23 protein-coding genes and 1 tRNA gene are annotated in these 25,660 nt (G+C 72.3%); 6 read left to right on the top strand and 18 right to left on the bottom strand.

All coding sequences use genetic code 11. From position 1 onward, the window contains the following. Window positions 1-79 precede the first annotated feature (79 nt). Together rfbA and rfbC are read left to right on the top strand one after the other, a co-directional pair. Window positions 80-955 (top strand): glucose-1-phosphate thymidylyltransferase RfbA, encoded by an 876-nt coding sequence (rfbA, locus tag ACFVVA_RS06500; RefSeq protein WP_359897518.1) that lies wholly within the window; start codon window positions 80-82, stop codon window positions 953-955. After that, window positions 952-1,551 carry a dTDP-4-dehydrorhamnose 3,5-epimerase gene (gene rfbC, locus ACFVVA_RS06495; RefSeq protein WP_359897519.1) on the top strand — a complete coding sequence of 200 codons (600 nt, stop codon included), beginning with the start codon at window positions 952-954 and terminating at the stop codon, window positions 1,549-1,551. Before rfbA ends, rfbC begins: the two co-directional genes overlap by 4 nt. Window positions 1,552-1,625: 74 nt before the next feature. On the opposite strand, the gene ACFVVA_RS06490 is transcribed toward rfbC, so the two are convergent. From ACFVVA_RS06490 to ACFVVA_RS06450, 9 genes are all read right to left on the bottom strand, one after another. Next, window positions 1,626-2,075, bottom strand: a complete 450-nt coding sequence (locus tag ACFVVA_RS06490; protein ID WP_359897520.1) for a GtrA family protein — start codon at window positions 2,073-2,075, stop codon at window positions 1,626-1,628. Then, entirely contained in the window at window positions 2,072-3,004 is a 933-nt protein-coding gene (locus tag ACFVVA_RS06485) for a glycosyltransferase family 2 protein (RefSeq protein WP_387686279.1), read from the bottom strand. The genes ACFVVA_RS06490 and ACFVVA_RS06485 overlap by 4 nt, the downstream gene beginning before the upstream one ends. A 220-nt stretch (window positions 3,005-3,224) precedes the next feature. Continuing rightward, window positions 3,225-4,418 carry an elongation factor Tu gene (gene tuf, locus ACFVVA_RS06480; protein WP_359897522.1) on the bottom strand — a complete coding sequence of 398 codons (1,194 nt, stop codon included), beginning with the start codon at window positions 4,416-4,418 and terminating at the stop codon, window positions 3,225-3,227. Window positions 4,419-4,617: 199 nt separating this feature from the next. Continuing rightward, entirely contained in the window at window positions 4,618-6,723 is a 2,106-nt protein-coding gene (fusA, locus tag ACFVVA_RS06475; protein WP_359897523.1) for an elongation factor G, read from the bottom strand. Window positions 6,724-6,762: 39 nt separating this feature from the next. Beyond that, window positions 6,763-7,233 (bottom strand): 30S ribosomal protein S7, encoded by a 471-nt coding sequence (gene rpsG / locus ACFVVA_RS06470; protein ID WP_030055803.1) that lies wholly within the window; start codon window positions 7,231-7,233, stop codon window positions 6,763-6,765. A gap of 2 nt (window positions 7,234-7,235) precedes the next feature. Then, window positions 7,236-7,607, bottom strand: a complete 372-nt coding sequence (gene rpsL, locus ACFVVA_RS06465) for a 30S ribosomal protein S12 (RefSeq protein WP_014144289.1) — start codon at window positions 7,605-7,607, stop codon at window positions 7,236-7,238. 376 nt (window positions 7,608-7,983) lie between these two features. Next, window positions 7,984-9,585 carry a DUF2142 domain-containing protein gene (locus ACFVVA_RS06460; RefSeq protein ID WP_387686275.1) on the bottom strand — a complete coding sequence of 534 codons (1,602 nt, stop codon included), beginning with the start codon at window positions 9,583-9,585 and terminating at the stop codon, window positions 7,984-7,986. Between the two features lie 47 nt (window positions 9,586-9,632). Then, the gene (locus ACFVVA_RS06455) at window positions 9,633-11,231 is read right to left on the bottom strand and encodes a hypothetical protein (protein ID WP_387686272.1); all 1,599 of its coding nucleotides are present in this window, start codon (window positions 11,229-11,231) and stop codon (window positions 9,633-9,635) included. 266 nt (window positions 11,232-11,497) lie between these two features. Beyond that, the gene (locus ACFVVA_RS06450; protein WP_387686269.1) at window positions 11,498-12,052 is read right to left on the bottom strand and encodes a DUF1707 and DUF4190 domain-containing protein; all 555 of its coding nucleotides are present in this window, start codon (window positions 12,050-12,052) and stop codon (window positions 11,498-11,500) included. Window positions 12,053-12,318: 266 nt separating this feature from the next. On the opposite strand from ACFVVA_RS06450, the gene ACFVVA_RS06445 reads away from it, so the two are divergent. The 4 genes from ACFVVA_RS06445 (at window position 12,319) to ACFVVA_RS06430 (ending at window position 17,324) form a co-directional block, all read left to right on the top strand. Beyond that, window positions 12,319-13,140, top strand: a complete 822-nt coding sequence (locus ACFVVA_RS06445; RefSeq protein ID WP_359897527.1) for an ABC transporter ATP-binding protein — start codon at window positions 12,319-12,321, stop codon at window positions 13,138-13,140. Continuing rightward, window positions 13,137-14,771, top strand: a complete 1,635-nt coding sequence (locus tag ACFVVA_RS06440) for a transporter (RefSeq protein ID WP_387686265.1) — start codon at window positions 13,137-13,139, stop codon at window positions 14,769-14,771. Before ACFVVA_RS06445 ends, ACFVVA_RS06440 begins: the two co-directional genes overlap by 4 nt. Before the next feature lie 97 nt (window positions 14,772-14,868). Then, window positions 14,869-16,140 carry a DUF2786 domain-containing protein gene (locus ACFVVA_RS06435; RefSeq protein WP_380538554.1) on the top strand — a complete coding sequence of 424 codons (1,272 nt, stop codon included), beginning with the start codon at window positions 14,869-14,871 and terminating at the stop codon, window positions 16,138-16,140. A 71-nt stretch (window positions 16,141-16,211) separates the two neighbouring features. Next, window positions 16,212-17,324 (top strand): ADP-ribosylglycohydrolase family protein, encoded by a 1,113-nt coding sequence (locus ACFVVA_RS06430; RefSeq protein WP_387686263.1) that lies wholly within the window; start codon window positions 16,212-16,214, stop codon window positions 17,322-17,324. 16 nt (window positions 17,325-17,340) lie between these two features. On the opposite strand, the gene ACFVVA_RS06425 is transcribed toward ACFVVA_RS06430, so the two are convergent. From ACFVVA_RS06425 to ACFVVA_RS06385, 9 genes are all read right to left on the bottom strand, one after another. Beyond that, entirely contained in the window at window positions 17,341-18,660 is a 1,320-nt protein-coding gene (locus ACFVVA_RS06425; protein WP_387686261.1) for a serpin family protein, read from the bottom strand. A 55-nt stretch (window positions 18,661-18,715) separates the two neighbouring features. Next, window positions 18,716-19,714 (bottom strand): ADP-ribosylglycohydrolase family protein, encoded by a 999-nt coding sequence (locus ACFVVA_RS06420; protein ID WP_387686258.1) that lies wholly within the window; start codon window positions 19,712-19,714, stop codon window positions 18,716-18,718. A gap of 20 nt (window positions 19,715-19,734) precedes the next feature. Next, complete coding sequence (locus ACFVVA_RS06415; RefSeq protein WP_387686256.1) at window positions 19,735-20,949, bottom strand: cytochrome P450; 1,215 nt, start codon at window positions 20,947-20,949, stop codon at window positions 19,735-19,737. A 91-nt stretch (window positions 20,950-21,040) separates the two neighbouring features. Continuing rightward, window positions 21,041-21,781, bottom strand: a complete 741-nt coding sequence (locus tag ACFVVA_RS06410) for an NAD-dependent deacetylase (protein ID WP_380538563.1) — start codon at window positions 21,779-21,781, stop codon at window positions 21,041-21,043. Between the two features lie 91 nt (window positions 21,782-21,872). After that, window positions 21,873-22,526: a hypothetical protein gene (locus ACFVVA_RS06405; protein ID WP_387686254.1), complete on the bottom strand. Its 654-nt coding sequence runs from the start codon at window positions 22,524-22,526 to the stop codon at window positions 21,873-21,875. Between the two features lie 116 nt (window positions 22,527-22,642). Then, window positions 22,643-23,323 carry a response regulator gene (locus tag ACFVVA_RS06400; protein WP_380351773.1) on the bottom strand — a complete coding sequence of 227 codons (681 nt, stop codon included), beginning with the start codon at window positions 23,321-23,323 and terminating at the stop codon, window positions 22,643-22,645. Next, a complete protein-coding gene (locus ACFVVA_RS06395) occupies window positions 23,320-24,507 on the bottom strand; it encodes a sensor histidine kinase (protein WP_387686252.1) in 1,188 nt (395 codons plus the stop codon). The genes ACFVVA_RS06400 and ACFVVA_RS06395 overlap by 4 nt, the downstream gene beginning before the upstream one ends. Window positions 24,508-24,589: 82 nt before the next feature. Then, window positions 24,590-25,264 carry a DUF4097 family beta strand repeat-containing protein gene (locus ACFVVA_RS06390; RefSeq protein WP_387686250.1) on the bottom strand — a complete coding sequence of 225 codons (675 nt, stop codon included), beginning with the start codon at window positions 25,262-25,264 and terminating at the stop codon, window positions 24,590-24,592. Between the two features lie 172 nt (window positions 25,265-25,436). Next, window positions 25,437-25,510: transfer RNA gene (locus tag ACFVVA_RS06385), tRNA-Met, on the bottom strand. Window positions 25,511-25,660: the final 150 nt, after the last annotated feature.

Genomic DNA, 25,660 nt, shown 5'->3' with positions numbered 1-25,660 from the left:
TGCGCGTAGTCTACCGCCGCCCGAACGCCCTCCCGACCCGGCCCCTCCCGCGTTCACCGATCTCGAATAGGGTGCACCCATGCGTGGAATCCTCCTGGCCGGCGGCACCGGCTCGCGGCTGTGGCCCCTGACCCGTGCGGTGTCGAAGCAGCTCCTCCCGGTCTTCGACAAGCCGATGATCTACTACCCCCTCTCGACCCTGGTGATGGCCGGGATAAGCGAAATCCTGATCATCACCACCCCGAACGACCGGGACCAGTTCGAACGACTGCTGGGCGACGGTTCCCAGTTCGGCCTGAAGCTCCAGTACGCCGTCCAGGAGAAGCCCGAGGGCATCGCCCAGGCCTTCGTGCTCGGCGCGGACTTCATCGGCGACGAGCCGGTGGCCCTGATCCTCGGCGACAACATCTTCCACGGCACCGGCCTGGGCACCGCGCTCACCGAGCACTCCGACATCAAGGGCGGCCGGGTCTTCGCGTACCCCGTGGCCGACCCGACCGCGTACGGCGTGGTCGAGTTCGACGGGACCGGCCAGGTCATCTCCATCGAGGAGAAGCCGACCGAGCCCAAGTCCCGTTACGCCGTCCCCGGCCTGTACTTCTACGACAACCGGGTCGTCGAGATCGCCCGCACGCTGGAGCCGAGCGCCCGCGGCGAGCTGGAGATCACCGCCGTCAACGACGCCTACCTGCGCACCGGCGACCTGCACGTGACGATCCTCGACCGCGGCACCGCCTGGCTGGACACCGGCACGTTCGTGTCGATGGTCCAGGCCTCGGAGTTCGTCCGGGTCATCGAGGAGCGCCAGGGCTTCAAGATCGGCTGCATCGAGGAGGCCGTCTGGCGGGCCGGGCTGATCGACGACGCCCAGCTGCGCGAGCTCGCCGAGCCGCTGCTGAAGAGCGGCTACGGCCAGTACCTGGTGGGCCTGCTCGAAGAGGCGGCCGCCAAGTGAAGTTCCGTGAGCTCTCCATCGAGGGCGCCTTCGAGATCACCCCTCAGGTGCACGGCGACGCCCGCGGCCACTTCACCGAGTGGTACCGCTTCGACCGCCTCGCCGAGGTCGTCGGCCACCCGCTGAACCTGGCCCAGGCCAACCTGTCGCTCTCCGCCAAGGACGTCGTCCGCGGCATCCACTTCGCCGACGTCCCGCCCGGCCAGGCCAAGTACGTGGCCTGCACCCGCGGCGCGGTGCTGGACGTCATCGTCGACCTGCGGGTCGGCTCGCCGAACTTCGGCAAGTGGGAGTTCGTCCGGCTGGACGACACCGAGCGCAAGGCCGTCTACATCCCGGAGGGCCTCGGCCACGGCTTCTGCGCCCTCACCGACGACGCCACGCTGACCTACCTCTGCTCGGCGACGTACAACCCGACCGGCGAGCACGGCGTGCACCCGCTGGACCCGGATCTCGGCATCGAGTGGCCGACCGACGCCCCGCAGCTCTCGGCCCGCGACGCGGTGGCGCCCTCCCTCGCGGAGGCGCTCGCCGACGGCCTGCTGCCGGACTACCAGGCCTGCAAGGCCTACACGGACTCGCTGAAGCAGCAGTAGCGCAGCCCGGCCCACACGGAGGGGGCGCGTGCCACGGCACGCGCCCCCTCCGTCGTCGTCTCCCCCGCGCCGGCTCAGGGCGTCCGGAAGACCCACACCTTGGCCAGCACGAACCGGACCACCGTGGCGAGGCCGTTGGCCACCACCAGCCCGGCCACCTCGACCGTCCGGGAGGCGTGCGGCACCGCCACGTCCAGCAGCGCCAGGGCGCCGCTGGACAGGCCCAGCCCGATCAGGAACGCGACCGCGCCCTGCAGTTGGTGGCGCACCGCGCCGTCCGAGCCGGTGATGCCGAAGGTGAAGCGGCGGTTGGCCGCGGTGTTGGCCACCGCGCTGACCGCCAGCGCGATCAGGTTGGCCACCTGCGGCGAGGTCACCAGCCGCAGCAGCACGAACAGCGCCAGGCAGAAGACGGTGCTCAGCACCCCGATCACCAGGAAGGACGGCAGCAGCCGGCGGACCGGCCGGGGTGCCTCGGCGGGCTCCTCGCGCTCGTCCCGGGCCGTGGGGAGGCTCTCGTTCACGCGCCCGCACCGTACCGGTCCGGCTCCTCGGCCGAGTCGTAGCCGACGAAGTACGCGGGCCGCGCCTGGACCGCCGAGTAGATCCGGCCGACGTACTCGCCCAGCAGGCCGACGCAGACCAGCTGCACGGCGCCGATGAAGAGCATCCCTATGAACAGCGAGGACCAGCCGGGCACGGTGGAGCCGACGGCGTACGCGACCGTGGTGTAGAGCGCCAGCAGGATGCAGACCAGGAAGCTGAACAGCCCGAGCCAGGTGGCCAGCCGCAGCGGGGCGGCGGAGAAGTTGGTGACGCTGTCGAACGCGAGCCGGACCATCTTGGACAGCGGGTAGTGACTGGTCCCCGCGATCCGCTCCTCGCGCACGTAGACCACCTCGCCGCTGGGGAAGCCCAGCCAGGGCACCAGCAGCCGGTAGACCGGCTGGTGCTCGGGCATCGCCTTGAGCGCGTCCACGGCCGCCCGGCTCAGCAGCCGGAAGTCGCCGGCCTGGCTGGGCATCCGCTTGCCGACCAGTCGGCGCATCAGCCGGTAGTACCCGCCGGCGGTGTGCCGCTTGAAGAAGGTGTCGGTGCCGCGGTCGCCGCGCACCCCGTAGACGATGTCCAGGTTCTGCTCGCGGGCGAGCGCCAGCATCTCGGGGATCTTCTCCGGCGGGTCCTGGAGGTCGGCGTCGATGGAGACCACGTAGTCGCCGAAGGCGCGGTGGAGGCCGGCGGTGAGGGCGGCCTGGTGCCCGGAGTTGCGGGCGAAGCGGACGATGCGGAACTCCGGCCAGTCCTGGCGGATCTTCTGCATCAGCACCGGGGTGACATCGGTGCTGCCGTCGTCGACGCCGACCACCTCGTAGCTCACGTCGAGCCCGTCGAGGATCGGCCGCAGCCGTTCGACGGTCAGCGGGAGCGCCTCCTGCTCGTTGTAGATAGGCATCACGACCGACAACAGCGGTGCCGTTGACATGCGTTGGTCCCACTTTCCACGACGGCCGGGCTGGATGTCGCCCGACCATAACAGTCTGCGATGAGCGGCCGCTGAAAGGAGGCGCGCTCCGGTGAACCGCTGATGAGACGCCGAAGGGCCCCGCGCACCGTGCGGTGCGCGGGGCCCTTCGGACTGAGCCTGTACGAGGCAGGCAGGTCAGACCGTCAGACTACTTGATGATCTTGGTGACCTGGCCGGCGCCGACGGTGCGGCCACCCTCACGGATGGCGAACTTCAGGCCCTCCTCCATGGCGATCGGCTGGATCAGCGCGACGGTCATGGCGGTGTTGTCGCCCGGCATGACCATCTCGGTGCCCTCGGGGAGGGTCACGACGCCGGTCACGTCCGTGGTACGGAAGTAGAACTGCGGGCGGTAGTTGTTGAAGAACGGGGTGTGGCGGCCACCCTCGTCCTTCGACAGGATGTAGGACTGGGCCTCGAAGTCGGTGTGCGGGGTAACCGAACCCGGCTTGATGATGACCTGGCCGCGCTCGACGTCCTCGCGCTTGATGCCACGGAGCAGCAGACCGACGTTCTCACCGGCCTGGCCCTCGTCGAGCAGCTTGCGGAACATCTCGATGCCGGTGACCGTGGTGGTGGTCTTGGTCTCCTTGATGCCGATGATGTCGACAGTCTCGTTGACCTTGAGGATGCCACGCTCGATACGACCGGTGACGACGGTGCCACGACCGGTGATCGTGAAGACGTCCTCGATCGGCATCAGGAACGGCTGGTCCACGGCGCGGGCCGGGGTCGGGATGGCCTCGTCGACCGCGTGCATCAGGCCGAGGAGCTTCTCGCCCCACTCCTTGTCGCCCTCCAGCGCCTTCAGCGCGGAGACGCGGACGACCGGCAGGTCGTCGCCCGGGAACTCGTACTCGGAGAGCAGCTCGCGGACCTCGAGCTCGACGAGCTCCAGGATCTCCTCGTCGTCCACCATGTCGGCCTTGTTCAGGGCGACGACGATGTACGGAACGCCGACCTGGCGGGCCAGGAGGACGTGCTCCTTGGTCTGCGGCATCGGGCCGTCGGTGGCGGCGACCACGAGGATGGCGCCGTCCATCTGGGCAGCACCGGTGATCATGTTCTTGATGTAGTCGGCGTGACCCGGGCAGTCGACGTGGGCGTAGTGGCGCGCCTCGGTCTGGTACTCGACGTGCGCGATGGAGATGGTGATACCGCGCTGCCGCTCCTCCGGCGCCTTGTCGATCTGGTCGAACGGCGTGAAGGGGTTGATCTCCGGGTACGCGTCGTGCAGCACCTTGGTGATGGCCGCGGTCAGCGTGGTCTTACCGTGGTCGATGTGACCGATGGTGCCGATGTTGACGTGGGGCTTCGTCCGCTCGAACTTCGCCTTCGCCACTGAGTCCTCCTGAGGACAGTTCCTGTACGCCGTGCTGACGCCAGTTGGTCTTTGATCGGTTTTGGTGCGGGTTGTCCGGAGGACATCCCGTGCCGTCCCGCTGGTGGGGGGCCGGAGGCTCCCGGGAGGATCCGACCGGATCCTCCCGGGTTGCCTCCGAATAGCCTAAGGCTTCGCTATCGTCCCGATTATCGGGACGTCACTCGCCCTTGGCCTTGGCGATGATGTCGTCCGCCACGTTCTTCGGAACCTCGGCGTACGAGTCGAACTGCATCGAGTAGCTCGCGCGACCAGAGGTCTTGCTGCGCAGGTCACCGACGTAGCCGAACATCTCGGAGAGGGGCACCAGCGCCGTGACGACGCGGGCACCGTGACGCTCGTCCATGGACCGGATCTGGCCACGGCGAGAGTTGATGTCGCCGATCACGTCGCCCATGTAGTCCTCGGGCGTGGTGACCTCGACGGCCATCATCGGCTCGAGGAGGACCGGCTTGGCCTTCCGCGCGCCTTCCTTGAACGCCATCGAACCGGCGATCTTGAACGCGAGCTCGGAGGAGTCGACGTCGTGCGCCTGACCGTCGAGCAGGCTCACGCGGACACCCTGCAGCGGGTAGCCCGCGAGGATGCCGAACTCCATGGCCTCCTGGCAGCCGGCGTCGACCGACGGGATGTACTCGCGCGGAACGCGGCCACCGGTGACCTTGTTGACGAACTCGTAGCCCTCGGCCTGCTCGAGCGGCTCGATCGCGATCTGCACCTTGGCGAACTGACCGGAACCACCGGTCTGCTTCTTGTGGGTGTAGTCGATGCGCTCGACCGCCTGGCGGATGGTCTCGCGGTACGCGACCTGCGGCTTGCCGACGTTGGCCTCGACCTTGAACTCACGGCGCATACGGTCGACCAGCACCTCGAGGTGCAGCTCGCCCATACCCGCGATGATGGTCTGGCCGGTCTCCTCGTCCGTGTTGACCTGGAAGGACGGGTCCTCCTCGGCGAGACGCTGGATGGCAACACCCAGCTTCTCCTGGTCACCCTTGGACTTGGGCTCGATCGCGACGCGGATGACCGGGGCCGGGAAGTCCATGGACTCCAGGATGACCGGGTTCTTCTCGTCGGACAGCGTCTCACCGGTGGTGGTCTGCTTCAGGCCCATGACGGCGATGATGTCGCCGGCGCCCACCGAGTCGATCTCCTCACGCTTGTTCGCGTGCATGCGGTAGATCTTGCCGATGCGCTCCTTCTTGCCCTTGACGGCGTTCAGCACCGAGGTGCCGGACTCCAGGCGGCCCGAGTAGACCCGGACGAAGGTGAGCTTGCCGAGGTGCGGGTCCGACATGATCTTGAACGCGAGCGCGGCGAGCGGCTCGTCGTCCGAGGCCTTGCGGGAGATCTTGACCGTGTCGTCGCCGGGCTTGGTGCCCTCGATGGACTCGATGTCCAGCGGCGACGGCAGGTACTTGACGACCGCGTCGAGCAGGGGCTGAACGCCCTTGTTCTTGAAGGCGGTACCACAGAAGATCGGGGTGAAGTCCGAGTTCAGGGTGCCCTTGCGGATCGCGTCCTGCAGCAGCTCGACCGGGATCTCCTCGCCCTCCAGGGCGAGCTCCATGATCTCGTCGCTGACGTTCGAGACCGTGTCGATGAGCGCCTCGCGGTACTCCTCGGCCTGCTCCTGCAGGTCGGCCGGGATGTCGACGACGTCGTACATCTCGCCCTTGGCGGCCTCGGCGGACCAGACCAGCGCCTTCATGCGGACCAGGTCGACAACGCCCTGGAAGTCCGACTCGGCACCGATCGGCAGCTGCATGACCAGCGGGGTGGCGCCGAGGCGGTCCACGATGGTCTTGACGCAGAAGAAGAAGTTCGCGCCCGTGCGGTCCAGCTTGTTGATGAAGCAGATGCGCGGGACGCCGTAGCGGTCAGCCTGCCGCCACACGGTCTCGGACTGGGGCTCGACACCGGCGACACCGTCGAACACCGTCACGGCACCGTCGAGGACGCGCAGCGAACGCTCCACCTCGACGGTGAAGTCGACGTGGCCCGGGGTGTCGATGATGTTGATGGTGTTGTCGACGTCGTCAACGGTCCAGTGACAGGTCGTCGCGGCCGACGTGATCGTGATGCCGCGCTCCTGCTCCTGCTCCATCCAGTCCATGGTGGCAGCGCCATCGTGGACCTCACCGATCTTGTACGAGACACCGGTGTAGAACAGGATCCGCTCGGTGGTGGTGGTCTTGCCCGCGTCGATGTGCGCCATGATCCCGATGTTGCGGACCCTGGCGAGGTCAAGGGAGGTTGCAGCCATGGTGGCTCGTTCTCTCTCTGTCTAGTGACGGGGTAGGGACTACCAGCGGTAGTGCGCGAAGGCCTTGTTGGACTCGGCCATCTTGTGGGTGTCCTCACGACGCTTCACGGAAGCGCCCAGGCCGTTGCTGGCGTCGAGGATCTCGTTCATCAGGCGCTCGGTCATGGTCTTCTCGCGACGGGCGCGGGAGTAACCGACCATCCAGCGCAGCGCCAGGGTGCTGGCGCGGCCCGGACGGACCTCGACCGGAACCTGGTAGGTCGCGCCACCGACACGGCGGGACTTGACCTCGAGGGCCGGCTTGACGTTCTCCAGCGCACGCTTCAGCGTGACGACCGGGTCCGAGCCGGTCTTCTCACGGACGCCCTCGAGGGCGCCGTAGACGATCCGCTCGGCGGTGGAGCGCTTGCCGTGCAGCAGGATCTTGTTGACCAGCTGGGTGACGACCGGGGAGCCGTAAACCGGGTCGATGATGACCGGGCGCTTCGGGGCGGGGCCCTTACGAGGCATTCTTACTTCTCCTTCTTGGCGCCGTAGCGGCTGCGGGCCTGCTTGCGGTTCTTGACACCCTGGGTGTCGAGCGAACCGCGGATGATCTTGTAGCGGACACCAGGAAGGTCCTTCACACGACCACCGCGCACCAGCACGATGGAGTGCTCCTGCAGGTTGTGGCCCTCGCCCGGGATGTAAGCGGTGACCTCGATCCCGCTGGTGAGGCGCACACGGGCGACCTTGCGGAGAGCCGAGTTCGGCTTCTTCGGGGTGGTCGTGTACACACGCGTGCAGACCCCACGGCGCTGCGGGGAACCCTTCAGCGCGGGAGTCTTGTTCTTCTCGACCTTGTCCTGCCGGCCCTTTCGGACCAGCTGCTGGATCGTAGGCACCGTTTCTCCGTTTTCTGTGTGCCAAGGCTTGGTGGAACTAACCTGCGATGTCTCCCTCGCACACGGCCCCGTGGTCGACCCACGCGGTCGGGTGTGTTGGGCTTGTTACGACACGGAATCCCATGGCTGCTGTACAGCGACGGCGCTCTACGCGCGGCGCGCTGGGAAGCGCTCCGGCTCGGCGCGGCGACCGGTGTGCATGCACGCACAAGGACCCGGGGACACCCCAGGCACAAGGTCAGAGCGTACCTAGCGCATCGGGCTCGGTCAAAACAAATGCAACGCCGCAGGTCGCGGGGCTTGCACCGAAAGCGGGCCGGGAACCGGGCCGGGGCGGGGCTCCCTACCACAACCGGGCAGCCCCCGCACCGCGACCCTACGCCTCCGCGTGGGCCCCGGCGAGCCGGGGCGGGTCCTGGCTGGCGCTGCCGCCGGCCGCCCCGGCCGACTGCGGCAGTGGGCGCTCCCGGTTGTCCGACACCGCCGTGAACAGCCCCAGCGCGAGCGCGGCCAGCGTGTACACGGCCAGCCAGAGCATCCAGGTGCCGGGCGGGGACCAGTGGGCCGGGTTGATCAGCAGCGGGCCGGTGCTGCCGACGGTGTTGCGGCGCAGCGCCCAGAGGAAGGCCGCGGCGTTGACCAGGGACAGCGAGAAGCCGGCGATCACCAGCAGCCGGCGCCAGGCGAAGCCGCCCCAGGGCAGCCGCTCGTGGCAGATCGCGGCGCACAGGATCGGCAGTCCGACGGCGAACGGCAGCAGGTAGCGGCCCTGCCAGATCATGCCCAGCTGGCGCGCCTGCATGGCCTGTGCCGCTATCGGTATCACCACGATGCCGGCCATCACGCCGACGATCGCCAGGGCGTCGCGGAACCGGGCGTAGCAGAGCGCGAACATCGCCAGCGCGAGCGCCACACCGCACCAGACCAGCAGCGTCGCGGCCGGCGCCTCGGCGTCCAGCCAGCCGAAGTAGCCGATCATCTGCTTCATGTAGAGCAGGCCGAAGTCGAAGGTCTTCCGGGCCGCGGCGAGCGGGGTGAGGTCGCTCGGGGTGTTGATGATCGAGTTGTCCGGGTGGCTCGACGACCAGGCCAGGGCCGCGAGGGCCCCCGCCGCCGCCAGGCCGCCCCAGAGCCAGGTCACCTTGCGGCGGAGCACCTCGCGCACCGCCCCCTTCTGGCCCAGCAGCAGCGCGAAGAACAGGGCCCCGGCGAACCAGATCAGGCCCAGCGGGCGGATGCTGATCAGCACCAGCGCGCCGATGCCCAGCCGCGCCAGCCGGCGGTTCAGCAGGAGCGGGTCCGGGCTCATCAGCATCGGCAGCCCGGCGCTCCAGACCAGGATGCCCGCCGCGATCTCCGGACCGCTCGGGTTGACCACGCCGAACAGGAACAGCGCCATCGGCGTGGCCGCGGTGATCACGCCGAGCAGGGTGAAGGAGCGCCGCCGCCACTCCGCCGCCGAGACCACCGCGCTCGCCACCAGGGCGGAGCAGATCAGCGCCGACATCAGGCGCATCAGGTAGAAGGCCTTGGCCCCGTGGACCAGGAGGCTGGGCCAGCCCACCGCGAAGTAGTACGCCGGGTGGTAGCGGCCCGCCGCGGTGGTCACCAGGGTCTCCCCCGGCCGGTCCACGAGCCGGGGCGCGCAGGAGGCCGGCTGCTCGGGCTTGAAGACGTAGCAGCTGTTGACGTCCTTGAGGTCCTGGTAGATGCGCGGGAGCTCGACCCCTGTCTCGGCGAACTGGCCCTCGATGCCGCCCACCAGGTGCGGGACCATGACCTCCCGTCCCTCGACCTGGCCCCGGGCGACGGCCGCCGCCCGGATCAGGTGTGCGTGCTCGTCCGGCGAGGCGCCGGTCGGCGAAGCGAACGCCCAGGCCCCACTCAGTGCGAACAGGATCGCGAACGCCACGACCCACAGACGCCTCGGTGAGGAGACGAGCCGGTCGGCGAGGCTCTTGACGGCGGTGATCATCATCAGGATTGGGCCTTCGGGGTCAGTTCGGGCTCATGGGCGGGAACTGGTTACTTGATCATGCTGAGCCATGACTGGTCACCGGTCTTGGAGCACTGCCCACCCGGCGCGAACTTCGGGCAAGTGCCGTCGAGGTTCTGCATGGTGTGCGACACCCACGGCAGGATGCGGTAGGTGTCCTCCTTCGCCGGCATGTAGCGGTCCGCCATCGACGAGGAGACCGTACCGAACAGGAAGAGAAGAGCGAACAGCGTACCGATCACGGCCGCCTGCGGACCCGGCAGGGCCGTTCCGGCGGTTCCGGCCGTCCCGGCAGCCTCCGCGGCCTCCGCGGCCCGGCGGCGCTCGGCCAGCCGGAGCGAGACCAGGTGGGCGAGCAGGGCGCAGAGCAGCAGGCCGCAGTAGAGCAGCTGGTTGTTGGTCCGGGTGTAGAGCTGGACCGTCTGCGTCTCGTACATGTGCGAGGCGATGAACATCCGCATCACCCAGGCGCTCGCGAACATGCAGCTGATGGTGACGATCACCGGCTTGCGGATGCCCAGCCAGAGGGCGGCGCCCAGTGCGACGAACATCACCACCGCGAACAGGTCCATGCCGCCGAACTCGCCGGGGATCGGCCAGTCCCCCACCTTGCCCGGCATGTCCGTACGCCACATCAGGAAGTACGCCGGGTCGGTGAAGTTGTCGAAGCGGAAGTTGGAGTCCTTGGTGTCCGGGGCCTCCGTCAGCATGGTCACCAGGTAGCTGCCGCAGACCAGCAGGAAGGCGACCCCGGTGGTGCCGAGGTACGCCAGGCCCTTGCGCCGGTCTTCGTGCCAGGGGAAGTACATCAGCGCCGCGACCAGCACGCCGAGGGCGCTCCACAGGAACCAGCCGGAGTACGTGAGGAACATCAGGCCCAGCAACGCCCCGAAGGCGCCCGCCTTCAGCAGCAGCAGCCGCCAGCCGTCCGTCCCGCTCCGGCGCAGGTGCACCACCACGGCGACCAGCACGGGCACCAGGACCACCAGCACGGTCTGGCTGTACGGCTTGTAGGCGTCGATCAGGGCGAAGGCCGGCAGCACGCCGAAGGCCAGTGCGCGGACCGGGCTGAGCAGCATGCGCCACGAGAGGTAGACCAGCGGGCCGAACGCGGCGGCGCCGAAGATCTGCAGGTCCTTGAAGGCGTACGCGGTGTTGCCGCCGCGGAACAGCTCCGCGTAGAAGCCCAGGGTGTAGAGCGGCGCCGGCGGGTAGACCGGCGAGCCCGAGGGCTGACCGTTCACCACCGCGTGGGCCCACTCGACGATGCGCTGGCTGTCACCGTTCATGCCGAACATCGGCCAGGGCGTGCCGAGCAGCGCGATGACCGCGCCGGCCGCCACGAAGCCGCTGGCGAGACCGGCGATGGCGGCCGAGGAGAAACGCGACGCCAGGCCGAAGTGCCGGCCCGAGCGGAAGCGCATCGCGAGCACGACCGCGCCGAGCAGGAGGAAGCCGATGACCGCGAACCGCAGCTGCACCGCGGCGAGACCGCTCACCTGGGCGATCCGGTTCAGCGGGTCCATCTGGAAGCCGCGCGCCATCAGCGGGAGCACCAGGGCGGCCAGGAAGGAGACCGCGGCCTCGCCCGCGAGCAGTGCCGGAGCCGACGTCCGGAGCCGGGCCACGGAGCGGCCCGCGGATCCCCGGATCAGCGAACGTCCTCCGATCGGCGGGATCCTGGAGGCCTCTTGGGCACTGACTGTCACTGGCACGGTCCTCAGCTCGTGGTCGCTCGCTCGGCCCGCCCGGCCCTTCGGCGTCGGCCGGTGACGGAGAACGTACTGCGTCCGGGTGCGCGGCGGCAGCCCCGGGCATCATAGGTCCTCCGCCTGAGGAAGGCCCCATCGGGAAGAACGGCCGACCGCCGTGGGATCACCCGACCGGGTGGGCCTCAGGCGAAGCCGACGAGGATCATCAGGGTCCAGAACGCGCACCCCAGGTAGCCGATGACCAGGCCGAGGACGGCCGCCCAGTCGCCGTCCATGTTGCGGCGGCGGATCTCCGAACGGGCGATGTGGCCGGTGATCACGGCGGGCGCGGAGAGGCCGACCAGACTGGCCACCAGGGAGACCACGGCGAGCACGTTGGTGGGGCGGGCCTGCACCGGCGGCGGGACGGCCATGAAGGTGGCCGGAACCGGCGGGCCGGCGGCGGCCGGCGGCGCCGTCATCGGCCCGGAGGGCAGGTCGGCCACCAGCACGGCCAGCTGACCGTAGGTCTGCGCCGCGGCCACGGCCTCGTGGCGCTGCTCGTACTCCTGGACGGAGAGCCGCCCCTCGGCGAACGCGGCCTTGAGCACGTCGAGCGTCCGGTCCCGGTCCGCGTGGCCCGCCCGCATCGCCGCCTGCGACGACACCGCGGGCGCGGGCACCGGCTGCCAGCCGCCCGCCGACTGCTTGCCGGGCGGATAGCCGGAACCGGGCTCGCCCCATGGTTGTACGGACATCCGCCACCTCCCGGTAGCGCGGCACCCCCGCGCACGTCACTGCTTCCTCATAGTGCAGGACGAACAGCCGAACTGAGTAGTTGCCAAATCGGCCCAGTAGCCGCCGAGAAGAGGATATTGGTCGGCGTGCCTCACCCGTTCGGCGGATGTGCTCAGGGGATGCTCAACTCGGGCGACAGCCTGTTCGAGCAGTGACAGGCTGAGCCGCGAGAGCTTCCACCAGCACGATGCCCACCACTCCACCTCCACGAGCAGAGAAGGCCGCCATGCAGGCGTCAGCGCCGCCGTCCTCCGACCTCCCCGGGCCGGGAACCCCGTCCGCCGTCAGCATCCAGGGGCTCTGGAAGCACTTCGGCACCCAGGCCGCAGTGGCCGGGCTGAGCCTGGAGCTGCCGGCCGGGGCGTTCATCGGCCTGGTCGGGCCGAACGGTGCCGGCAAGACCACCACGCTGTCGATGGTCACCGGGCTGCTCCGGCCCGACCAGGGCACCGTCCTGGTGCACGGCACCGACGTGTGGGCGGACCCGGTCACGGTCAAGGCGCGGATCGGCATCCTGCCCGAGGGCCTGCGGATGTTCGAGCGGCTCAGCGGGCGCGAGCTGCTCCAGTACACCGGGCGGCTGCGCGGCCTGCCCGGCGCCGAGGTGGACCGGCGGGCCGAGGAGCTGCTGGCCGTCCTGGACCTCGGCCGGGACTCCGACAAGCTGGTCGCCGACTACTCCACCGGCATGCGCAAGAAGATCGGCCTGGCCGCGGCGCTGCTGCACAACCCGGACGTGCTGTTCCTGGACGAGCCCTTCGAGGGCGTCGACCCGGTCTCCGCCCAGACCATCCGCGGCGTGCTCAAGCGGTACGCGGCGGCCGGCTCCACGGTGGTCTTCTCCAGCCACGTGATGGAGCTGGTCGAACAGCTCTGCGACTGGGTCGCCGTGGTCAACGCCGGCCAGGTGATCGCCCAGGGGCCGCTGGACACCGTACGGGGCGGGCGCAGCCTGCACGAGGCCTTCCTGGACCTGATAGGCGTGCGCGAGGACGACGGGCAGGCGCTCGGCTGGCTCGGCGGCGGGCAGCCCGGGGGTGCCCTGTGACCGAGCCGAGCGGGGCCACGCGCACGGCCTCGGTGCCCGACGGGCGGACGGTGGTGCGCGCCCTGGTCGCACTCAAGCTGCGGCTGCTGCGCAACGGGCTGCGGCGCAGCCCCGGCCGGACCACCGTCTACGTGATCGGCGGCGTCCTGGGCCTGGCCCTCGCGGCCGGCGTCGCCGTCGCCATGAGCGCGCTGAACGGGCGCTACGCGGGCTCCGGGGACGCCGGGGTGATGCTGCTCGGCGTGCTGGCCCTGGGCTGGGCCGCCCTGCCGCTGTTCCTCTTCTCCAGCGACGAGAGCGCCGACCCGACCCGGCTGACCATGCTGCCGCTGCGGCCCGGCCCGCTGCTGCGCGGCTCGCTGCTGGCCGCGCTGATCGGACCGGGGCCGCTGATCAGCCTGGTGCTGGTGACCGGCGCGGTGCTGGCCGGCGCGGCCGGCGGCGCCTCGGCCGCGGTCGCGGTGCCCGCCGTACCGCTCGCGGTGCTCTGCCTGGTCACGCTCTCCCGGGCGGTCGCGGCGGGCAACGCCCGGATGCTCTCCAGCCGGCGCGGCAAGGACTTCGCGATCTTCGGCGGGCTGGCCTTCGCGCTGCTGGTGCAGGTCGCCAACGTCGGCTCGCAGAGCATCCTCGGCCGTCGGGGCGGACCGATCGACCTGACCCCGCTGAAGCCGATCGCCTCGGTGCTGCGCTGGATCCCGCCGATCAGCGCGGCGGACGCGCCGCGCACCGCGGGCGAGGGCCGGTACGGGCTCGCGCTGCTCCAGCTCGCCGCGGCCGCCGCGCTGCTGGCGCTGCTGCTGCGCTGGTGGCGGCGGAGCCTGCAGGAGCTGATGGTCACCGCCGACTCCTCCACCCTGGAGGTGGCCCGGGGGGTGCAGAACTCGCGCGGCTGGCGCTTCCTGCCCCAGGGCCGCACCGGCGCGGTGATGCAGCGCCATCTGCGGTACGCCTGGCGCGAGCCGCGGGCCAAGGCCGCGTTGTTCACCAGCATCGGGATGACGCTGGTGATCTGCGTGCTGTCGATGGTCCAGGGCTGGGCGAGCGTCTACCTGCTGGCGATGACCGGGGTGTTCCTCGGACTGCAGATGCTCAACCTGTTCGGCATGGACGGCTCGGCGTTCTGGATGGTCGCCGCCACCCTGCGCACCCCGGCCGACGCCCGGTCCGAGCTGCGCGGCCGGGCGTACGCGGTGCTGTCGTACGCCGTCCCGGTGACGGTGGTGCTGGGGCTGGTGCTGGCGGCCGTCACCGGCCGGTGGGGCGAGCTGCCGTCCGCGCTCGGCCTGGCGCTGACCCTGCTCGGCTGCGGGATCGCGCTGGGCTCGATGTTCAGCGTGCTGGCGCCCTACACCATGCCGGCCGACAGCAACCCGATGCGCAACGCCGCCCCCGGACAGGGCGGGCTGATCCTGCTCAACCAGTTCGGCTCGATGCTCGGCGTCACGGTGCTGGCACTGCCGGTCGGCGGCTACCTCGCCTGGGCGCTGGTCTCGGACGGGCCGAGCTGGCCGGTGCTGCTGATCGGCCCGCTGTACGGCGCCCTGGTCGCGACGCTCGGTGTGCGGACGGCCGCGGGCCGGCTGCTGGAGCGCACGCCGGAGATCCTGGCCAAGGCCATCGAGCGCTGAGCCGCGGGCCCCGCCGGCCCGAGCGCCGGACGGTCTTCGCCGCGGCTCCGGCATCATGGGCAGGAGGCCGGACCGTCGAGGAGAGCAGGGACACACCGTGGGCGAGCGCGCGCAGCAGGCCGGGACCGCCGGGCCGCTGCTGGAGCAGGCGGTGCGGTCGGTGCTGACGGCACCGGAGGACGCACTGGACCTCGCCCTGGACACCGGGGCCTCGCTGCTGGCCGCCTCGGCCGGGCAGTGGCCCGAGGTGAGCCGGGCGGTGCTCGGCCACGCGGACACCGCCGTCGGCCGCTGCTGGTCCGCCGGATGGCGGCCGGCCGACCTGGCCCGGGTGGTGCGGCGCGAGCTGCAGCCCGTCCACCTGGCCCTCGCCGTGGACCTGATCGCCGCCGAGGACCGCCGCCACCCCGCGGCCGGCCTGGACCGGCGCTGGCGGGAGCAGCTGCGCGAACTGGAGGCCGAGGTGTGGTGGTCCGGCGACGAGGAGTACCTCGGCGCCTTCGCCCACCGGCACCGGCTGGACCGCTTCGCGCTCGCCACCGCCGTCCTGGAGCTGCTGCGCACCTGGGGCCGGCTGCCGCCGATCGCCCCGGTGGGGCCCGCCCCCGGGCAGGCCGTCCGGGGGCGGCACTCGGCGCCGGTGACCGGCGAGCCGCGGATGCTGGCGCGGATCCGGGCGCTGCTGGCCAAGGCCGAGTCGACCGAGTACCCGGAGGAGGCCGAGGCGCTGACCGCCAAGGCCCAGCAGCTGATGGCCCAGCACAGCATCGACGACGCGCTGCTGGCCGCGGCCGGCGCCGACCGCGACACCCCGGCGGCGCTGCGGATCGGGGTGGACAACCCGTACGAGGGTCCCAAGACGATGCTGCTGGACGCCGTCGCGGCGGCCAACCGGTGCCGGGTGGTGTGGGCGAAGGAGTTCGGCTTCTGCACCGTGGTCGGCTTCGACGGCGACCTGGACGGCGTCGAGCTGCTCTACACCTCGCTGCTGGTGCAGGCCACCCACGCGCTCAACAAGGCCGGCTCCCGCAAGGACTCGCGCAGCAAGGCGTTCCGGCAGTCCTTCCTGGTCGCGTACGCGGCGCGGATCCGCGAGCGGCTGACCGCCGCGACCGAGCGCGCCACCAGCGCCGCCGCGGCCGGCCGGCACCTGCGCGAGGACGGCACCGAGGAGCAGCTGCTGCCGGACGAGCGGCTGCTGCCCGCGCTCGCCGCCCGCTCCGAGGCGGTGGACGAGCAGGTCGACCGGCTGTTCCCGAAGCTGGTCTCGCAGCGGGTGCGGGTCAGCGACGGCGTGGGCTGGGCCGCCGGACGCGCCGCCGCCGACCGGGCCGCGCTGCACGGGCGCGCCGGTGCGATCCGCCGGTAGGGCCCGTCCCGCCGATCATTCCCCGGGGACCTGATAGAACGTAGTCCGCCACGAACGAAGGGGGACGCGACGTGACGGATCCGGCGGCGGAGTCGGGGTACCGGGACCGGGTGCGCGGAGCGCTGCTCGGCGGAGCGATCGGCGATGCGCTGGGCTGGCCGGTGGAGTTCCAGCAACTCCACCAGATCCAGGACCGGTTCGGGCCGCAGGGCGTGACCACGCTGCCGGCCGGGCCCGGGCCGGTCGAGGTCACCGACGACACCCAGATGACGCTGTTCACCGCCGAGGGCCTGATCCGCGGCTTCGTCCGCGGCTGGACGGGCGGCGGCGGCTCGGTGCCGGAGGCCGTCCACGGCGCCTACCGGCGCTGGCTGCGGACCCAGTACCAGGGCGCGCCGGACACCGAGCCGCAGCCCCGCCCGTACGACGGCTGGCTGCTGAGCCGGCCCTTCCTGTACGCGCGGCGGGCGCCCGGCAACGCCTGCCTGAGCGGGGTGACCGAGCATCCGGTGTTCGAGGCGCCGTCCGCGATCGGGCTGCTGGGGCCGATCAACCCGGGTTCCAAGGGCTGCGGCACGGTGATGCGCTCGGCGCCGTTCGGGCTGGCCCGGCTCGGTGTCGAGCAGTCCTTCGGACTGGCGGTGCAGTGCGCCCAGCTCACCCACGGACACCCGACCGGCTACCTCGCGGCCGGCGCCTTCGCGGCCCTGGTCGAGCGGCTCGCGGACGGCACCGAGCCGTGGGCGGCGGTCGGCGAGACGGTGGAGCAGATCCGCGAGCTGCCGAGTTCCAAGGAGACCGTCCAGGCGCTGGCCCGGGCGGTGCGGCTGGCCCAGGAGGCCGAGCCGGCCGCGGAGACGGTGGAGCGGGTCGGGCTCGGCTGGATCGCCGAGGAGTGCCTGGCCATCGCGGTGTACTCGCTGCTGGCGGCCACCCTGGACCCCGACCCGGTGCGCACCGCGCTGCTGCTGTCGGTGAACCACTCGGGGGACAGCGACTCGACCGGCGCGGTCTGCGGCAACCTGGTCGGGGCCGCGTACGGCGCCGCGGCGCTGCCCCCCGAGTGGGCCGGGGCGGTCGAGGGCCGGTCCGAGCTGCGGCAGGTCGCCGACGACCTGCTGGTGCTGTTCGGCAGCCGCGACCCGCTGCACCCCGGGCTCGGCGGGCGCTACCCCGCCTGGTGACCACCCGGCCCGGTGACTACCCCGCCCGCGGGTCGGTGACCTGGCCGAGGAACAGCGGCGCGCCGCCCCGGGCGTCCCGGATCAGGAACAGGAACGGCCGGTCGACGTACAGCTGGACCGGCCGTTCGGCGTTCGGCACCGCCATCACCTCCATCCCGACACCGCTGCCGGCCGCCGCGACCGTGCCGTCCTCGCCGACCTCGATCGTGGCCTTCTGCACCACCGTGCCGACGGCCAGCGGGTCCTTGGCGATGCCGCCGAAGTCGGCCGCGTCGAAGGCCGCCCGCACGCCGAGCGAGCGCAGCGCGGGGGTGAGCTCCTTCGAGGTGCCGAAGTGGAAGCGCGGCAGCCGGAGGTCGACCGGCCGCTCGGCGAGGGCCCCGAGGATGCGGTCGAGCTGGGGCTGGTCCAGGCCCTTGGCGAACGCGGCGAAGCCGCCCTGCGCGGGGACGATCACGTCCATCACCAGCCCGCCCTCCGCGTAGGGCAGCTCGACGGCCTGCCAGGGCTCGCCGACGATCCCGCCGGAGCCGTCGGCGTACTTGAACTCCCCGGTCTGCCCCATCGTGGGGACGGCCGGGGCGGAGCCGTCGAGCTTGCGGAACGGGCGGTCGGCGGTGTGCGAGGGCTTGAAGGCGGAGGCCCACTTCGCCTTGAGGTACAGCGCGTCGGTGAGCACCAGCCGGGTGCTCGACGTGATCCCGTTCGAGCCGAACAGGTCCTTGATCCGGCCGTCGGTGGCCTTCTCCACGGTCGCGTTGACGGTCTTGCGGGCCCCGTCCGGGTCCTTGGCGAAGTCGGCCTGGTGGACCCCGGCGTCGAAGGCGGCGGCGAGGGTGGCGAGGTAGTCCGGTTCGACGGCCAGGCCCTGCTGGGTCCAGACGTCGTCGCTGCGGCGCAGGGTCAGCCTGTCGGTGGCCGGGACCGGCCGGTTCAGCGCGCCGGTGGCGAGCGCGTACTGCCGCGGGTCGAGCCCGGTGTGCAGGGCCGCGGCCAGTTCCCCGGCGGTGGCGCCGCGGGCTCCGGGCAGCAGCATGGCGAGCAGGGTGGCCAGGCCGGACGGGGAGACCACGAGGTTGCTCCCGGCGGCGTCCGGCTCGCCGGTCAGGGCGTGCAGGAGGTCCAGGCCGAAGGCGTCGGTGGCGGTCGCGGTGGCGGCCACCTGGGCCGGGTCGACGGCCGGCCGGCTCGCGGCCGCGGACGCCCGGAGCTCCACGGGCGCGGCGGCCCCGGTGCTGCCGCAGCCGGAGAGCAGCGGCGTGGCGAGCGCGGCCGCGAGGAGCAGCGCCGCCGGGCGGCGGAGGGTGCGACGGGTTGCGGTGCTGCGGTTCGTCATGGCCCTTCGACGTGCCGCCCCGCCCACCGGTTCCGCCCGGCCGGCGCGCCCCGGATCAGTCCCAGAGCGCTCCGAACTCCAGCAGTTCGTCCCGGTGCTCGATCCGCTCCACCCAGTCGGCCGGCCAGGCCGCCTCGCCGTGATGGGCGCCGGCGAAGGCACCGGTCAGGCAGGCCAGCGAGTCGGAGTCGCCGCTGGAGCAGGCGGCCCGGCGGACGGCCGCCACCGGGTCGTCGGGCAGCAGCAGGAAGCAGAGCAGGCCGGTGCCGAAGGCCTCCTCGGCGACCCAGCCCTCTCCGGTGGCCAGGCACGGGTCGGCCTCGACGTCGGGGGCGGCGAGCGCCGCGTCCAGCCGGTCGAGCACCCGGAGGCAGTCGTCCCAGCCGCGGGCGATGACGGCCTGCGGGGAGGCGCCGTGCCAGTGGTCGGCGAGGTCGCCGAGCCAGAACGCGTCGTACCGCTCGCGGTTCGCCAGCGCGTACGCCCGCAGCACCGCGGGCAGTGCGGCGGGCGGAACGCCCTCGGCGAGCCTGCGCACGGCGTACGCGGTGAGGTCGCTGGCGGCGAGCGCGGTCGGGTGGCCGTGGGTGAGCGCGGACTGCAGCTGGGCGGCGCCGGAGAGCTGCCGGGCGTCCAGGTCGCGGATCAGCCCGACCGGGGCGACCCGCATGTTGGCGCCGCAGCCCTTGGAGCCGACGTCGCTGGCCTGCTGCCAGCGGTACTCGTCGTGGCTGAGCCGCTGGCAGGCGCGCAGGCAGGTCATGCCGGGGGCGCGGTTGTTCTGCGGGGAGCGCCACCAGTCGACGAACTCCTCGCGGACCGGCCGTTCCAGCCGCAGGGGCGTCAGGGTCCCGCGCGCCAGGGCGGTGCGCAGGCCGCGGGCGAGGGCGAGCGTCATCTGGGTGTCGTCGGTGACCAGCGCCTTCTTCGGCAGCGGGAGCCGCCGCCAGTCAGGGTGGTCGGCGGCGATCCGCTCGATGTCCTGGAACTCGGTCGGCCGGCCCATCGCGTCGCCGATCGCCAGCCCCAGCAGTGCCCCCGTCGCCTTGCCCACAGCAGCTCCCCCTCTTCCCGTCACACCTCGACCAACAGCTCCTTGAGCCCGCGGATCACGTAGCCCGGGTTCCACTCGGGCTCGCGGACCAGCCGCAGGCCCGGGGCCCGGCGCAGCAGCGTGCCGTAGGACTCGGTGAGCTCCAGTCTGGCGAGCGGAGCACCCAGACAGAAGTGGATTCCGGCGCCGAAGGTGATGTGCGGGTTGTCGGTGCGGCCGAGGTCGAGGCGGTCCGGGTCGGCGAAGCGCTCGGGGTCGCGGTTGGCGGAGCCGAAGAGCAGGGCGATCTCGGCGCCGCGCGGGATGGTGACGCCGCGGACCTCGATGTCCTCCAGCACCCAGCGCTCGAACATCTGCAGCGGGGTGTCCCAGCGCATCAGCTCCTCGATCGCGGTGGGCAGCAGTGCGTCCACCGAGCCGCGCAGCCGGGCGAGCTCCCCGGGGTTGCGGAACAGCGCCCACCAGCCGTTGCCGGTGGTGTTGACGGTGGCCTCGTGGCCGGCGTTGAGCAGCAGCACGCAGGTGGAGATCATCTCCTGCTCGCTGAGCGCGTCGGAGCCCTCCTGGGCCTGGATGAGTGCGCTGATCAGGTCCGTCCCGGGGTTGCCCCGGCGTTCGCGGATCAGGGTGCGCAGGTAGTCGGAGAACTCGATGCTCGCGGTGACGGCCCGGCGGGCGGTCTCCTCGGTGGGGTTGAGCTCGAACATCCCGGTGATGTCGGCGGACCAGGGCCGCAGCAGGTGGCGGTCGGCCTCCGGCACGCCGAGCATCTCGGCGATCACGGCGACCGGCAGCGGCTCGGCGACGGCGGAGATCAGGTCGCCGCCGCCGGCCGCGAGCAGCCCGTCGACCAGTTCGCCGGCCAGCCGCTGCACGGTGGGGCGCAGGCCCTCGACCATGCGCGGGGTGAAGGCCTTGGAGACCAGCCGGCGCAGCCGGGTGTGGTCGGGCGCCTCCAGGTCGAGCAGCCCGTGGTCGTTGAGGGTGTGGAAGGGCTCGTGCGCCGGGTCGGGCTCGGGGCGGCCGAACTCCTGGTGGCTGAAGCGGTGGGTGTAGGTGCGGCCGAGCCGCCGGTCGCGCAGCAGGGCGCTGACGTCCTCGTGGCGCGAGACGAGCCACTGGTTCGTGGGCTCGAAGTACGTCACCGGCGCGTGCTCGCGCAGTTCGGCGTACGCGTCGTACGGGTGGGCCACGAAGGCCGCCGACCAGGGGTCGAACTTCGCCGTCGTCGTCATCGGTCGATCACTCCAGGCCAGGAGGGGGGAAGCCGGAAAGATCATCGTACGCACGCGGTGCATCCGGGAACATGACCCTTCCGGCGCCCGCTCAGGCCCGTTCCAGGACAAGTCGGCGCACCAGCTTCGGCAGCGCCTGCGAGATCGGCTCCCGGATCACCTCGGCCGCGGCCTCGTCGTAGGGCGTCGGCTCGCCGTTCACGATGATCAGCTTCGCCCCGGTCCGCACCGCGTTGTACGGCAGCCCCGCCACCGGGAACACCTGGAGGCTGGTGCCGACCGCGATGAAGACGTCGCAGGCCCGGGCGACCGCGTCGGCCTGCCCGAGCACCTCCGGGTCCAGGTTCTCGCCGAACATCACGATGCGCGGCTTGAGGATCCCCCCGCACTCCCGGCACGCCGGGTCCGGCTCGCCCGCCCCGACCCGCTCCAGCGCGTCCGCCATCGACCCGACCACCCGGCAGCGCAGGCACTGCGTCTCCCGCACGTTGCCGTGCAGTTCGAGCACCTTGCGGGCGGTCAGCCCGGACCTCTGGTGCAGCCCGTCGATGTTCTGGGTGAGCACCCGCAGCGGCAGCCCGGAGCGCTCCAGGTCGACCAGCGCCCGGTGCCCGGCGTTCGGCTCGGCGCCCAGCGCGCCGGTCTCCAGCCGCATCCGCCAGGCCCGCCGCCGGACCTCCGGGTCCTCCAGGTACGGCCCGATGGTGACCAGCTCCTGCGCCGACGGGTCCTTCTGCCACAGCCCCTGCGGGCCGCGGTAGTCGGGGATGCCGGAGTCCGTCGAGATGCCCGCGCCGGTGAGCACGGCGATCAGGGGGCGCTTCGCGTTCATACCCCGGACCGTACGGCTCGCGGCCCACGACCGGCCACCGAAAATCCGGGGGCCGCCGGGCCGGGGCCCGCTTCGGGCCAGGACGCGCGTTTCAGGCCAGAGCGGCGCGCGGCGCGGCGGCCGGGCGGGCCAGCGGGGCGAGCGCGAGCAGGTAGCAGGCGGCGGCGAGCGGGACGAGGGCCAGGTCGACGCCCGAGGCCAGGGTGCCGAGCAGCGCCAGCACCGGGCTCCACCAGCGCAGCGCCCGGGAGCGGCCCGCCGCGGCGGCGGTCAGCAGCGCCAGCAGGCCGACGTAGAAGAGCAGCGGGCCGACCTGGTAGACGACCGGCAGCACGCCCGGGACGTCCTGGACCCGGTCGAAGAGCCGCGACTGCTCGGCCTTGTCCGCCGCCGCCAGCCCCACCACCAGGTCGATGCCGATCTGCGCCAGCGAGCAGAGCAGCCCCGCGAGGGCCGTCCCCAGCGCCGCCCCGGCCGCGGTCCGCCCGGCCGTGCCGCGCGGGGCGAGCCGCCGGTGCAGGGCGAGGAGGACGGGGGCGAACAACAGCAGCCCGGCGAGCATCGCGGTGTGCCCCGCCGTCCAGCCGGGGCCGGGCGCCCGGGAGCCCGGCACCAGGCGGATGCCGCCGTAGAGGGCCATCAGGGCGGGGGCGCCGACGACGGCGTACGGCGTGAGGCCGCCGAGGCGAGTGGGGCGGTTGGTGCGAGTGGGGCGGGTGTTCCGGGCATCCAGGGCGGCGTTCATCCGATGGTCTCCAGCGGTGTGGTCCGTTCCGACACCGCAGAGCCTCCCGCCCGGGGCCCTCGTCCCGGATCACCCGCACCGGCGAACCGGCCGCCTCCCCCGCACGGGGGAGCCCGTCAGGACTCCCCCGCCACCACCGCCCCGGCCTCGTACGCGAACACCACCGCGTGCACCCGGTCCCGCAGCCCGAGCTTGCTCAGCACATTGCTGACGTGCGTCTTCACCGTGTGCTCGCTGACCACCAGCTCGGCCGCGATCTCGGCGTTGGACAGCCCGCGCGCGATCAGCCGCAGCGTCTCCCGCTCCCGCAGGGTCAGCTGCTCCAGCAGCCGCGACGGCGGTCGCACCGCCCGCTCCGGCGCCCCCGGCCGACGGGCCGCGAACTCGCCGATCAGCCGCCTGGTCACCGACGGCGCGAGCAGCGCCTCCCCCGAGGCGACCATCCGCACCCCGTGCGCCAGGTCGTCCCGCCGGACGTCCTTGAGCAGGAAGCCGCTGGCGCCCGCGTACAGCGCGTCGAAGACGTAGTCGTCGATGTCGAAGGTGGTCAGCATGATCACCTTGGTCGACGGGAACTCGGCGCACACCCGGCGGGCCGCCTCCAGCCCGTCCATCACCGGCATCCGGACGTCCAGCAGCAGCACGTCCGGGCCGTGCGCGCGCACCGCCTCGATCGCCTCGGCCCCGTCGCACGCCTCGGCCACCACCTCGATGTCCGGCTGCGCGTCCAGGATCATCCCGAACCCGGCCCGCACCAGCTCCTGGTCGTCCGCGACGACCACCCGGATCGGCGTCATTCGTCCACCCTCTCCACCACCCCGCCCGTGCCCAGCGGCAGCCGGGCCCTCACCAGGAAACCCCTGCCCTCCGGCCCCGGCCCGGCCTCGGCCCGCCCGCCGCAGGCCGCCGCCCGCTCCCGGATGCCGACCAGCCCGCGGCCGCCGGACCAGCCGACCACCGCACGGCCGGCCGCGGCCGGCACCCCGCGTCCGTTGTCCGAGACCACCACCTCCAGCACGTCCCCGGTCCGCCGCACCCGGACCGCGACCCGGTCCGCCCCGGCGTGCTTGACCGTGTTGGTCAGCGCCTCCTGCACGATCCGGTACGCCGCCGTCTCCACATCGGCCGGCAGCGGACCCTCTTGCCCCGGAAGTTCGAGATCCACCCGCAGCCCCGCCGCGCGCACCCGGTCGGCCACCGCGGCGAGTTCCGCCAGCCGGGGCTGCGGCGCCAGCTGCCGGCCCGCCTCCGGATCCTTCAGCACCCCCAGCACCCGCCGCAGCTGGACCATCGCGTCCCGACCCGCGTCGGCGATGGTGTCGAACGCGCGGACCGCCCGATCGGGATCACTGCGCACCACCACCGGCCCGGCCTCGGCCTGGATCACCATCAGCGAGACGGCGTGGGCCAGGATGTCGTGCATCTCCCGGGCGATCCGGGCCCGCTCCTCCGCCACCGCCCGGGCCGCGTCGCTCGCCGCCCGTTCGCCGGCCTCCCGGGCCCGCTCCGCCTGCACCCGGGCCAGCTGCCGCTGGGCGCGCACCAGCGAGCCGAACACGAAGGTGCCGACGGAGGTGACCAGGCTGAACAGCGCGCCGTTCGGCGAGTGGGTGCCCAGCACGTTGCCGACCACCACCACCGCCAGCACGCTCCACCGCACCCGCTCCGAGGACCGTTCCGCCACCGTGTAGAGGGCGACCACCCCGGACAGCGGCACCTGGGGGTTGGCCGAGTGCGCCACCACCGAGATCACCAGCGACGGCGCCGTCGCCAGCACCAGCACCGTCAGCGGCCTCAGGCGCCGCCAGGGCAGCGGCAGCGCGGTCGCCACCGCGAGCAGGTGGATCCACCACGGGCGCACCGTGGTGTCCTGGGACACCGCCCAGAGCGCGACCCCGGCCGCCGCCACCGCCAGCAGCGAGTCCGGCAGGTACGGGCCGAACCCGTCCAGCCGGCCGCGCAGGCGCACCGCACGCTCCACCCCGGTCCCTCCCCCGTAGCCGGGGACGCCGCCCCCGCGCAGGAGATCATGCCCTACCGGCAGCGCCTGCGGAACGCCCAGGTCAGACACCGCTGACCGTCACACCGCCGGTCTCCGCCCGGGCGCTGATGCTGCGCGCCGCGCCCGGCTGCGAGGGAATGCCCACGTCCACCGCGCCGGCCGAGGCCCTGGCGTCCACCGCGTACGCCTCCCCGGCCGGCACCCGCAGCCGCACCCCGCCGTTGGTGGTGCTCGCCTCGACCTTCGACGGCGCCGCGGCGAAGTCGGCCCGCACCCCGCCGTTCACCGTGGTCAGCCGCACCCGCGGGGCCCGCAGCCCGTCGGCCTCGACCCCGCCGTTGGTCACCTCGGCGTCCACCTCGCCGGCCAGCCCGGACAGCTTGACGCCGCCGTTGCCCTCCTTCACCCGCACCCTGGTCCCGGCGGGCACCTGCACGGTGTACCCGATCCCGCAGGAGCCGCAGTCGTACGTCAGCCTCAGCACGCCGTCCGTCACCTCGTGGGTGCTCTTCGGCGGGTCCCCCCGGTAGTCCTGGTTCTCGACCACGTGCACGGCGTCACCGCCCCCGTTCACCACCACCCCGCCGTCGGCCCCCTCCACGACGAGCTCCCGGACCGGCCCCGCCACCCCGTAGCTCACCGTCCGGTGCTCCGCGTCGTCCCCGAACGGCAGGCAGGCCGACATCCCGACCAGTACCCCCGCCGTGATCGCCACCGCGCCCAGCACCCGCTTCATCCCCGGCTCCTTCGAAAGCCCGTCGACCGACACCGGGAACCCTCCCTCGGCGGCCGCCCCGACCGCCTCCCCCGCCGGAGCGGTTCCCGCCCCTCCCCCGTACGACGGAGCCCTCCGGCCCCGGGAACGCCGAAGGGCCCGGAGGCTTGATGCCTCCGGGCCCTTCTCTTTGTAGCGGGGACAGGATTTGAACCTGCGACCTCTGGGTTATGAGCCCAGCGAGCTACCGAGCTGCTCCACCCCGCGTCGGTAAACATGACTCTACGCGACTTCGGCCGAATGACCTAATCGGCTTCCGTCCGCGCCCCGGGCGGCCCCGCCGGCCGGGCCTCCCCCACGCCCCCGGCGGCCCCTGACGGCCCCCGGCGCCCCCTGGCGGCCCCCGGGAACGCCGCA

Origin of the sequence: Kitasatospora sp. NPDC058048 (genome assembly GCF_042885555.1) — a bacterium.
Classification (GTDB): domain Bacteria; phylum Actinomycetota; class Actinomycetes; order Streptomycetales; family Streptomycetaceae; genus Kitasatospora; species Kitasatospora lactacystinica.
The sequence above is the reverse complement of the archived record's forward strand: the minus strand, read 5'-3'. Positions and strand labels throughout refer to the sequence as shown.

Coding starts and splice junctions, on each gene's coding strand:
- fusA (WP_359897523.1), bottom strand. CDS start 6,723: ATGGCTGCAACCTCCCTTGACCTCGCCAGGGTCCGCAACATCGGGATC.
- ACFVVA_RS06450 (WP_387686269.1), bottom strand. CDS start 12,052: ATGTCCGTACAACCATGGGGCGAGCCCGGTTCCGGCTATCCGCCCGGC.
- ACFVVA_RS06425 (WP_387686261.1), bottom strand. CDS start 18,660: ATGACGAACCGCAGCACCGCAACCCGTCGCACCCTCCGCCGCCCGGCG.
- ACFVVA_RS06400 (WP_380351773.1), bottom strand. CDS start 23,323: ATGACGCCGATCCGGGTGGTCGTCGCGGACGACCAGGAGCTGGTGCGG.
- ACFVVA_RS06405 (WP_387686254.1), bottom strand. CDS start 22,526: ATGAACGCCGCCCTGGATGCCCGGAACACCCGCCCCACTCGCACCAAC.
- ACFVVA_RS06445 (WP_359897527.1), top strand. CDS start 12,319: ATGCAGGCGTCAGCGCCGCCGTCCTCCGACCTCCCCGGGCCGGGAACC.
- ACFVVA_RS06390 (WP_387686250.1), bottom strand. CDS start 25,264: ATGAAGCGGGTGCTGGGCGCGGTGGCGATCACGGCGGGGGTACTGGTC.
- ACFVVA_RS06460 (WP_387686275.1), bottom strand. CDS start 9,585: ATGATGATCACCGCCGTCAAGAGCCTCGCCGACCGGCTCGTCTCCTCA.
- ACFVVA_RS06415 (WP_387686256.1), bottom strand. CDS start 20,949: ATGACGACGACGGCGAAGTTCGACCCCTGGTCGGCGGCCTTCGTGGCC.
- ACFVVA_RS06410 (WP_380538563.1), bottom strand. CDS start 21,781: ATGAACGCGAAGCGCCCCCTGATCGCCGTGCTCACCGGCGCGGGCATC.
- rfbA (WP_359897518.1), top strand. CDS start 80: ATGCGTGGAATCCTCCTGGCCGGCGGCACCGGCTCGCGGCTGTGGCCC.
- rpsG (WP_030055803.1), bottom strand. CDS start 7,233: ATGCCTCGTAAGGGCCCCGCCCCGAAGCGCCCGGTCATCATCGACCCG.
- ACFVVA_RS06485 (WP_387686279.1), bottom strand. CDS start 3,004: ATGCCTATCTACAACGAGCAGGAGGCGCTCCCGCTGACCGTCGAACGG.